A 9,850-nucleotide genomic window follows, 5' to 3' on the forward strand; every position below is an offset into this window, starting at 1 on the left:
CCAGACCGAACGAGAACGCCACCCGGCCCGACGCAACACTCGGCGTGCTGCCGGTCATGATGCGGCCCTCGTAGCCGTCCGGCTTGTGTCCGAGGAACCGGGAGCCGTAGTCGTCGTACATGACCCCGGTGACCACGGCGCACTGGCTGCCGCGCAGGGTGGACGGCGGGATGCCGGCATCCTCGAACGCCTCCCAGGCCGTCTCCAGCAGCAGCCGCTGCTGCGGGTCGGTGGCGGCCGCCTCCCGGGGGCTGATGCCGAAGAACGCGGCGTCGAACTCCCCGGCGTCGTAAAGGAATCCACCCTCGCGGGTGTAGCTGCGGCCGGTCCGCTCCGGGTCGGGGTCGTACAGGTCCGGGTCCCAGCCGCGGTCGTCGGGGAAGGGGCCCACGGCATCCGTGCCCTCGGCGACCAGCCGCCACAGCGCCTCGGGGGAGGTGATGCCGCCGGGGTAGCGGCAGGCCATGCCGACGATGGCGATGGGGTCGTCGTCCGCCGCCCGGTGTACCGCCGGGGCGGGTATCGCGGGCGTTGCCTCCCGGTCGCCGAGGAGCCGGTCGTGCAGGTGGCGGATGAGCGCGTCGGGGGATGGGTGGTCGAAGACGAGGGTGGCGGGCAGGCGGGTGCCGATGACCGCGCCGAGCCGGTTGCGCAGCTCCAGGCCGGTGAGCGAATCAAAGCCCAAGTCCACGAAGGCGCGGGCGAGTTCGATGGTCTCCGGCGTGGGGTGGGCGAGCACAGTGGCGACCTGCTCGCGGACGACGGAGGTGATGGCGCGGTCGCGTTCCACTGCGGGCAGGGCAGCGAGGCGCGCGGCCCAGGACGACACCCCGGTGGCCTCGTTGGCGGTCTGCTGTGCGCGGGCGCGCACCAGGCCGCGCAGCGCGGGTGCCAGGGTCCCGGTTGCCGCCTGGTCGCGCAGTACGGCCCGGTCGAACCTGGCGGTGACCACGGTGGGCCGTGGGGCGGACAGGGCCGCGTCGAACAGGGCGAGTGCGCGTTCGTCGTCGAGCGGGGTGACGCCGGAGCGGCCGATGCGGGCGCGGTCGGCGGTGCCGAGGCGGTCCGCCATGCCGCCGGAGGACTCCCACATGCCCCAGGCCAGGGAGGATGCGGGGAGGCCCTGGGCGCGGCGGTGTTCGGCAAGGGTGTTGAGGAAGAGGTTGGCGGCCGCGTAGTTGGCCTGGCCTCCGTTGCCGAGGACGGAGGCGGCCGAGGAGAACAGTATGAACGCCGACAGGTCCCGCTCGCGGGTGAGTTGGTGGAGCCGCCAGGCCGCGTCGAGCTTGGGCGCCAGCACGGTGTCGAGCCGTCCGGGCGTCAGGGAGGTGATGAGGCCGTCGTCGACGACCCCGGCGGCGTGCACCACGGCCGTCAGCGGGTGCTCGGGCGGGATGGCGGCGAGCAGGGCGGCCGGGCCGTCCGGGGCCGCGAGGTCGCAGGCGATGGCCTCAACCTGCGTGCCGTGGGTGGCCAGTTCGTCCCTGAGGGCGTCGATGCCCTCGGCGGCCGGGCCGCGGCGGCCGGCCAGCAGGAGGTGGCGGGCTCCGTGCGCGGTGACCAGGCGACGGGCGATGGCGCGGCCGAGGGCGCCGGTGCCGCCGGTGACGAGGACGGTGCCATCCGGGTCGAGGAGGGGCTCCTGGTGTTCGTTCCGCGGCGCCTTGGCGAGGCGGGGCACCCGGGCTTCCCCGGCCCGCAGCACAAGTTGGTTCTCGGTACCCGCCACGGCGGCGGCGAGGGCGGTGGGCACGGCGCCGCGGGAGGCCGTGGAGTCGTCCAGGTCCAGGAGGAGGAAGCGCTCCGGCTGCTCGATCTGGGCGGCCCGCACCAGGCCCCAGACCGGGGAGGTGACCAGGTCGGCCGGGGTGTCGCCAGGGGCGGCCGACACGGCGCCATGCGTGGTGACGACCAGCCGGGCGCCGTGGAAACGGTCCTCGGCCAGCCACTCCTGAAGCAGCGTCAGGGCTCGGTGGGTCAGGGACCGTACCCGGGCGGGGAGTTCGTCGTCGGCAGCCGCCTCGCCCCCGGCCGGGAACGGTACGACGACGAATTCCGGCACCGGTTCCCCGGCGACGACGGCGGACTTCAGCGCGGCCAGGTCGGGGTGGACGGCGGCGGACAGGCCCAAGTCGTCCGGTCCGACGACCGCCATGGCAGCCGGGGCGTGGTCGCCGGGCAGCGGCAGGGCCTGCCAGTCCAGGTGGTACAGCGGGTCCGTGGTGGCGGCGTGCGCGGAGCGCCAGCGGTCGGCGGGGATCCTGCGCAGCCGGAGGGAGTCGACGACGGCCACGGGGGCGCCGCCCGGGTCGGACAGGGTCAGCCGGATCTCGTCCTGTCCGGCCGGGGTGATCCGCACCCGCAGCCGGCCGGGGCCGGTGGCGTATGCGCGCACGCCGCCGAACGAGAATGGCAGCCTGACCGTGTCCCCGCTCTCCTCCGAGTTCTCCTCCGCGAGGCCGTGGCCGCCGTGGTAGAGCTCGTCCACCGCGTGCAGCGCCCCGTCGAGCAGCGCCGGGTGCAGGGTGTATGCGTCCGCCTCGCCGTGCTGCTCGGGGGTGAGGCGGACCTCCGCGAACATTTCGTCGCCCAGCCGCCAGGCTGTCTGCACGGAGCGGAACGCGGGCCCGTATGCATAGCCCTGCTCGGCGAGGCGGGTGTACAGCTCGTCGATGTTCACGGCCTCGGCCGCGGTGGGGGGCCAGGGTGCCGTCTCGGGGGCGGGTGGTGTCATGGCCCGGCCGGACAGGACGCCGGTGGCGTGTCGTTGCCAGGCGTCGGCGCTCTCCTGGTCGTCGTCCGGGCGGGAGTGGACGGTGATGGCCCGTCGGTCGTCGGCGGCCGCGGCGACGGCCACTTGGATGCGCACGGCGCCCGATTCGGGCAGGAGCAGCGGCGTCTCCAGGGTGAGGTCGTCGATGGCCGCGCAGTCCGCGCGCCCGGCGGCGAGCAGGGCGAGTTCCATGAACGCGGTGCCGGGCAGGGGCACACCGCCGCCGATGGTGTGGTCCGTCAGCCAGGGGTGGGTGCGCGCGGAGAGGCGCCCGGCGAGGATGAGGCCGCCGTCGGCCTGTTCCACCACGGCCTGGAGCAGGGGGTGGCCGGTGTCGCCGAGCCCGGCGGCGCGGACCTCGGCGGTGGCGTCGGGGACGGGCCGCCAGTAACGGGTGCGCTGGAACCGGTACGTGGGCAGGGCGACCGGGCGACTGCCGGCGGGGAGGGCGGCGGTGAAGTCGACGGCGGCGCCGTCCACATGCATGACCGCGAGCGCGGAGCGCAGGGTGCGGACCTCGTCCTGGTCCTTGCGCAGGACGGCGGCGACTGTGGTGCCGTCCTCGGCATCGGTCAGGCAGTCCTCGGCCATGGCGGTGAGCACCGGGTCGGGGCCGAGTTCGAGGTATCGGGTCACCTCCAGCCCGCGCAGGGTGCGCAACCCGTCGTGGAAGCGGACGGGTTGGCGGACGTGGCGCACCCAGTACTCGGGGTCGGTGAGGTCCGCGGGGCCGGCGAGCGCGCCGGTGAGGTTGGAGGCGATGGGGATGCGCGGTGGATGGAACGTCAGTCCTTGGGCGACGCGCCGGAAGTCGTCCAGCATCGGTTCCATGAGCGGGGAGTGGAAGGCGTGGCTGACCCGCAGTCGCTTCGTCCGGTGGCCCTGGTCCCGCAGGGCGCGGGCGATCTTCCCGACGGTCTCGGCGTCCCCGGACAGGACGACCGCGGCCGGGCCGTTGACGGCCGCGACGCAGACCCGGTTCCCGTGTTCCGCGAGCAGCGGAAGGACGCGTTCCTCGGGTGCCCGCACGGCGATCATGGCGCCGCCGGAGGGCAGGGCCTGCATCAGCCGTCCGCGCGCGGCGACCAGTGTGCAGGCGTCCGCCAGGGAGAGCACGCCGGCCACATGGGCGGCGGTGATCTCGCCGACGGAGTGGCCGGCGAGGTGGGTGGGGACCAGTCCATAGGACTCGACCAGCCGGTACAGGGCGGCCTCGAGGGCGAACAGGGCGGCCTGGGTGACGCCCGTGCGGTCCAGCTCCCGGGCCTGTGGGGTGTCCGCGTCGGCGAAGAGGAGGTCGCGCAGGGAGCGGCCGAGCCGCGGGTCGAGGTGGGTGCAGGCCTCGTCCAGGGCGCGCGCGAACACCTCGGACTCCCGGTACAGCCGCGCGCCCATGCCGGGCCGCTGGCTGCCCTGGCCGGAGAAGAGGAACGCCGTGCCGCCGGCCCGGGCGGGCCCTTCGGCTCTGGTCAGGGCGGGGTGGGGGCGGCCGTCGGCGAGCGCGTCGAGCGCGGCGCGCAGTTCTTCGCGGTGCTCGCCGAGCAGCACCGCGCGGTGCTCGAACAGGGACCTGGTGGTGGCCAGGGAACGGCCGATGCCGGCGACGGACAACTCGGGGTGGGCATCCAGATGCTCGGCCAGGGCCTCGGCCTGCGCCCGCAGCGCCCGCGGGTCGCGGGCCGAGAGCGGCCAGGGCACGGTGCCGGTGGCCGGCGCGGACTCGTTCTCCGTCTCCGTCGCATCGTCGGCGCGGTCCTCGGGTGGTTCCGTCACGATCAGGTGGGCGTTGGTGCCCGAGATGCCGAACGAGGACACGCCCGCCCTGCGGGGGCGTTCGCGGCGCGGCCAGGGGACCGGGTCGGTGAGCAGGCGGACGGCGCCCTCGTCCCAGTCGGCGTGCGGGGTGGGCCGGTCCACGTGCAGGGTGGGTGGCAGCATCCCGTTCCGCATCGCCATGATCATCTTGATGAGGCCGGCGACCCCGGCCGCGCCCTGGGTGTGCCCGATGTTGGACTTGACCGAGCCGAGCCACAGCGGCCGGTCCGCCGGACGGTCCTGCCCGTAGGAGGCGAGCAGCGCCTGCGCCTCGATGGGGTCGCCGAGCCGGGTCCCGGTGCCATGCGCCTCCACCGCGTCCACCTCGGCCGGGGACACCCGGGCGGCCTCCAGCGCCTGGCGGATCACCTGTTGCTGGGAGGGGCCGTTGGGGGCGGTGAGACCGTGGCTGGCGCCGTCCTGGTTGACGGCCGAGCCGGAGATGACGGCGAGCACCCGGTGCCCGTTGTGACGGGCGTCGGAGAGACGTTCCAGCAGCACCAGGCCGACGCCCTCGGAGAACGCCGTGCCGTCGGCGGCTTCGGCGAACGGCTTGCACCGGCCGTCGCCGGCGAGCCCGCGCTGCCGGGAGAACTCCGTGAACACATGGGGGTTCGTCATCACCGTCACACCGCCGGCCAGGGCGAGCGAGCACTCCCGCTGCCGCAGCGCATGGCACGCCAGGTGGATGGCGACCAGCGAGGAGGAGCACGCCGTGTCCACCGTCACCGCGGGCCCCTCGAGGCCGAAGGTGTACGAGAGGCGGCCCGACAGGACGCTCGGCGCGTTGCCGGTGACCAGGTAGCCCTCCGCCGCCTTGTCGATGTGCGGGGTACCGAAGCCGGGCAGGGCGGCCCCGGCGTACACCCCGGTGCGGCTGCCCTTCAGCGACAGCGGGTCGATCCCGGCCCGCTCCACCGCCTCCCAGGCCACCTCCAGCAGCAGCCGCTGCTGCGGGTCGAGGACCAGGGCCTCGCGCGGGCTGATCCCGAAGAACTCGGCGTCGAACCGGTCGGCGTCGTAGAGGAATCCGCCCTCGCGGGCATGGCTGGTGCCGGGGTGGTCGGGGTCGGGGTGGAAGAGGCGCTCCAGATCCCAGCCGCGGTCACCGGGGAACTCCCCCATCGCGTCCCCGCGCGAGGCCACGAGGTCCCACAGCTGCTCCGGGGTGCGGACGCCGCCCGGGTACCGGCAGGCCATTTCGACCACGGCCACCGGCTCCTGGTTCCGCTCCTCGGCCTCGCGCAGGCGCTGCCGGGTGACATGCAGATCGGCGGAGACCCGCTTCAGATAGTCGACCAGCTTCTCTTCACTCACCATGGGGGGTCACCACCGTCACCGCGGGGCAGTCGGCCTGTACGCGCATCACACACCCAGCTCGTTGTCGATGAAGTCGAGGACCTGTTCCGGCGTCGCCACCTGGAGCCGGTCCACGGCGTCGTCACCGCTGTGGTCTCCATTCGGCGGGGCCGCCGCCACCGCCTTCCACCCGGCCAGCAGCGCCTCGAGGCGGGCGGTGACCGCCGCCGGGTCAACTCCCTTGGGCGGCGCGGCGGTCAGTGCGTTCTCGAGCCTGGTGAGCTCGTCGAGAACGGGCGTGGCACCGTCGCTCCGCACCGCAGTGGGCCCGGTGCCGGCGGTGAGCCGTCCGGCGAGGTGGGCGGCCAGCGTGGTGGCCTCCGGGTAGTCGAAGACCAGGGCTGCGGGCAGCCGCAGCCCGGTGGCGGCGGTGAGCCTGTTGCGCAGTTCCACGGCGGTCAGGGAGTCGAAGCCCAGCTCCTTGAACGAGGCGCCCGCTGGCACCATCCGGACGTCCGTATGACCCAGCACGGTGGCCGCGTGGGTGCGCACCAGGTCCAGCACGGCCTGCTGCCGCTCCCCGGCGGAGAGTCCGGCGAGCCGCCCGGCCCAGCCGTCGCTGCCGCCCCCGGTCGCGGCCGTGGGACGGTTCGGGGCGGCCGACGCGGCGAGCGCGCGCAGCGGGGCGGGCACCGTGCCGGGGGGCTGGGCCGCCAGGGTGCGGGTGTCCAGGTCCAGGGCGAGCAGGTCGGGACGGCCGTGCCCGCAGGCGGCCGCCAGCAGGGCCAGGCCGCGTTCCGCGCCGGTCGGCTTGATGCCATACCGGTCGATCCGGGTCCGGTCGGCGGCCGTCAGTGTGCCGGTGAGGCCGCTCGCGGTCTCCCACAGGCCCCAGGCCAGCGAGAGACCCGGCCGGCCGGCGGCCCTGCGGCGGGCGGCCAGGGCGTCGCAGAAGGCATTGGCGGCCGCGTAGTTGGCCTGGCCGGGGGTGCCGAGCGTGGCGGCGAACGAGGAGAACATCACGAACAGGCCCAGCCTGTGGTGCTCGGTCGCCGCGTGCAGATTGGCGGCCGCCGCGGCCTTGGCGTGCCACACCCGGGCCAGCCGCTCGGGCGTCTGGCCGGGCACCAGCGCGTTGTCCAGGACCCCGGCCGCGTGCACCACACCGGTCAACGGGTGTTCGTCGGGGATCCCGGCGAGCACATCGGCGAGCGCGGCCGGGTCGCCGGCGTCCGCCGCCGCGACCGTGACCCGGGCACCGAGCGCGGTCAGGCGTTCTGCCAACTCGCCCGCGCCCGGGGCTGCCGGGCCGCTGCGGCTGACCAACAGCAGATGCCTCACCCGCCAGGCGCGCGCCAGGTGCTCGGCCACGGACGCACCGATCGTGCCGGTGCCGCCGGTGATCAGCACCGTGCCGCCGGGGTCGACGGCGGGCGGCACATCCAGCACCAGCTTCCCGGTGTGTCCGCCCCGGCTCATCAGACGGAACGCCTCACGGGCCCGGGCCAGCGGCCACGCCCGAAGCGGCAGCGGCCGCAAGTCCCCGGTGCCGAACAGGCCGTTGACACTCGTGAACATCCGGGCGAACCGGTCGGGCTCCGCGTCCGCCAGCAGGTCGAACGCCCGGTATGTCACACCGGGCCGCCCGGCCGTCACCCGCTCGGGGTCACGGAGGTCGGTCTTGCCCAGCTCCACAAACCGGCCGCCATCCGCCAGCAGCCGCAGCGAGGCGTCGGTGAACTCCCCGGCGAGGCTGTTGAGGACCACGTCCACGCCCCGCCCGCCGGTCGCCGCCCGGAACGCCGCTGCAAAGTCCAGGTCGCGGGAGGACGCCCGGTGCGCCGCGTCGATGCCCATCTCCTCCAGCACCTGCTGTTTGCCGGGGCCGGCCGTGGCGAAGACCTCGGCACCCAGGTGCCGGGCGATCCGCACCGCCGCCATGCCCACCCCGCCCGCGGCGGAGTGGATCAGCACGGACTCCCCCGGCTTGAGACCGGCCGACTCCACCAGGCCGTACCAGGCGGTCAGAAACACGGCCGGGACCGAGGCCGCCGTACGGAAGTCCCACTCGTCCGGGACCGGCGCCAACATCCGTGCATCCGCCACCGCGAGCGGCCCGAACGCGCCCTCGAGCATGCCCATCACGCGGTCCCCGACGGCCATGGTCGTCACATCCGGTGCCACATCCACCACCACACCCGCGCCCTCACTGCCCGGGACGGCACTCTTGTCCGGATACATCCCGAGCGCGATCAGCACATCGCGGAAGTTGACGCCCGCGGCATGCACGGCCACCCGCACCCGTCCGGGCCCCAGCGGCTCCAGCACCTCCGGGCAGGGCACCGCCGCCATGCTCTCCAACGTGCCGTCCTCCCCGGCCACCAGCCGCCACGCCGACTCGCCCACGGGCGCCACCAGCTCGACGGACTGCCCGGCCCGCGCCCAACGCGGCGCCAGCGCCCGCCCGTTGCGCACCGTCAGCTGCGGCTCGTCCGCCGCCAGCGCACTCCGCACCGCGCCGCCGACGGCCGCGTAGCCGAGACCCTCGTCCACGTCGAGGAGCAGGAACCGGCCGGGGTTCTCCGACTGGGCGCTGCGCACCAGACCCCATACGCTCGCGCCCGCCAGATCCACTGCCCCGCCCTGCACAGCGCCCACGGCACCCCTGGTTGCCAGCACCAGACGGGTGTCGGCGAGGCGCGGCTCGGCAAGCCAGCCCTGGACGAGCGCCAAGACCCGCTCGACGACGGCCCGTTCTCGGTCTGCCCCGTCACCAATTGTGTCGCCGACCGTGGTGTCCACGGGGGCGATCACCACCCGGGGCGCGGGTGCGCCGCTGTCCAGCGCCGCCACCAGGGCGTCCAGACCGGAGTGGGACACCAGGCCGGTGTCATTCCGGCCCAGGGCCGCCCAGCCGGTGGCGTCGTCCTCCAACTGTTGTGGCGTGCCGAGCAGTTCATTCCATTCCAGCTCATAGAGACCGTCCGTGATCTGCGCGCCCGCCGACCGCAGTCGGCGAACATTCGCCGGGCGCAACACGAGCGCGTCCACGCTCAGCACGGGCGCCCCGGCCGGGTCGGCCAGCATCAACCGCACCCTGGGCTCGTCCGGGCTCCCGTCCGGGGACAGCCGCACTCGCACGGCCGAGGCCTCGCCCGCCCACAGCGCCACCCCGCTCCAGGCGAACGGCAGCCAGACGTCCCCCGACGAGCCCTCGCGCCGTTCCGCGAGCACCGGCTGCACCGCCGCGTCGAGCAGCGCCGGATGAATGCCGAACCCATCCGGCGCCCCGGCCTCCTCCGGCAGCACCACCTCGGCCAGCAGATCGGCCCCGTGCCGCCACATTGCCCGCAGCCCACGGAACGCCGCGCCGTACGCGTAACCGGCGGCCTCGACCTGTGCGTAGAACTCGTCCACATCCACCGGCTCGGCACCTGCCGGGGGCCAGTGTTCCGCCAGGCTCTCGGGCTTGGCGGTCCCCTGCCGGGACAGCTCCCCGGACGCATGGCAGACCCACTCCATGTCCGGGCGCTCATCCGGGCGGGAGTACAGCAACGCCTCACGGTGCCCTTGGTCGTCGGCCGCCCCCACAACCACCTGCAGTTGGCGCCCGCCGGACTCGGGCAGCACGAGCGGGGTCTGCAACGCCAACTCCTCGACCGTGGCGCAGCCCGCCTCGTCGGCGGCCCGCAGCACCCACTCCACCAGCGCCGCCCCCGGCACCAGCGTGGCACCGGCCACCGTGTGATCGGGGAGCCACCGCGCCGAGGCCGCCGAGACCCGGCCGCTCAACACAAGCCCTCCGTCGGCCAGATGGGCCACCGTCTGCAGCAAGGGGTGCCCGGATCCCTGCCCGGGGGCGGCGGCCTCGGTGGTGGTCATGGTGTCGCGGATCCAGTAGCGCTGGCGTTGGAAGGGGTAGGTGGGGAGGTCGATGGTGCGGGGGGTGGGGTCGGTGGGGTA

At 74.6% G+C, this 9,850-nt stretch carries 2 protein-coding genes; both read right to left on the reverse strand.

Annotated elements, in window-relative coordinates; all coding sequences use genetic code 11:
* Positions 1-5,908: type I polyketide synthase (locus ABCR83_RS31455; RefSeq protein WP_462698669.1), on the reverse strand; the 5,908-nt coding region annotated here is incomplete at its 3' end.
* 45 nt (positions 5,909-5,953) lie between these two features.
* Positions 5,954-9,850, reverse strand: a 3,897-nt coding sequence (locus ABCR83_RS31460; RefSeq protein WP_462698670.1) for an SDR family NAD(P)-dependent oxidoreductase, incomplete at its 5' end; no start/stop codon positions are given.

The sequence above is a fragment of the Streptomyces xingningensis genome (assembly GCF_054957865.1).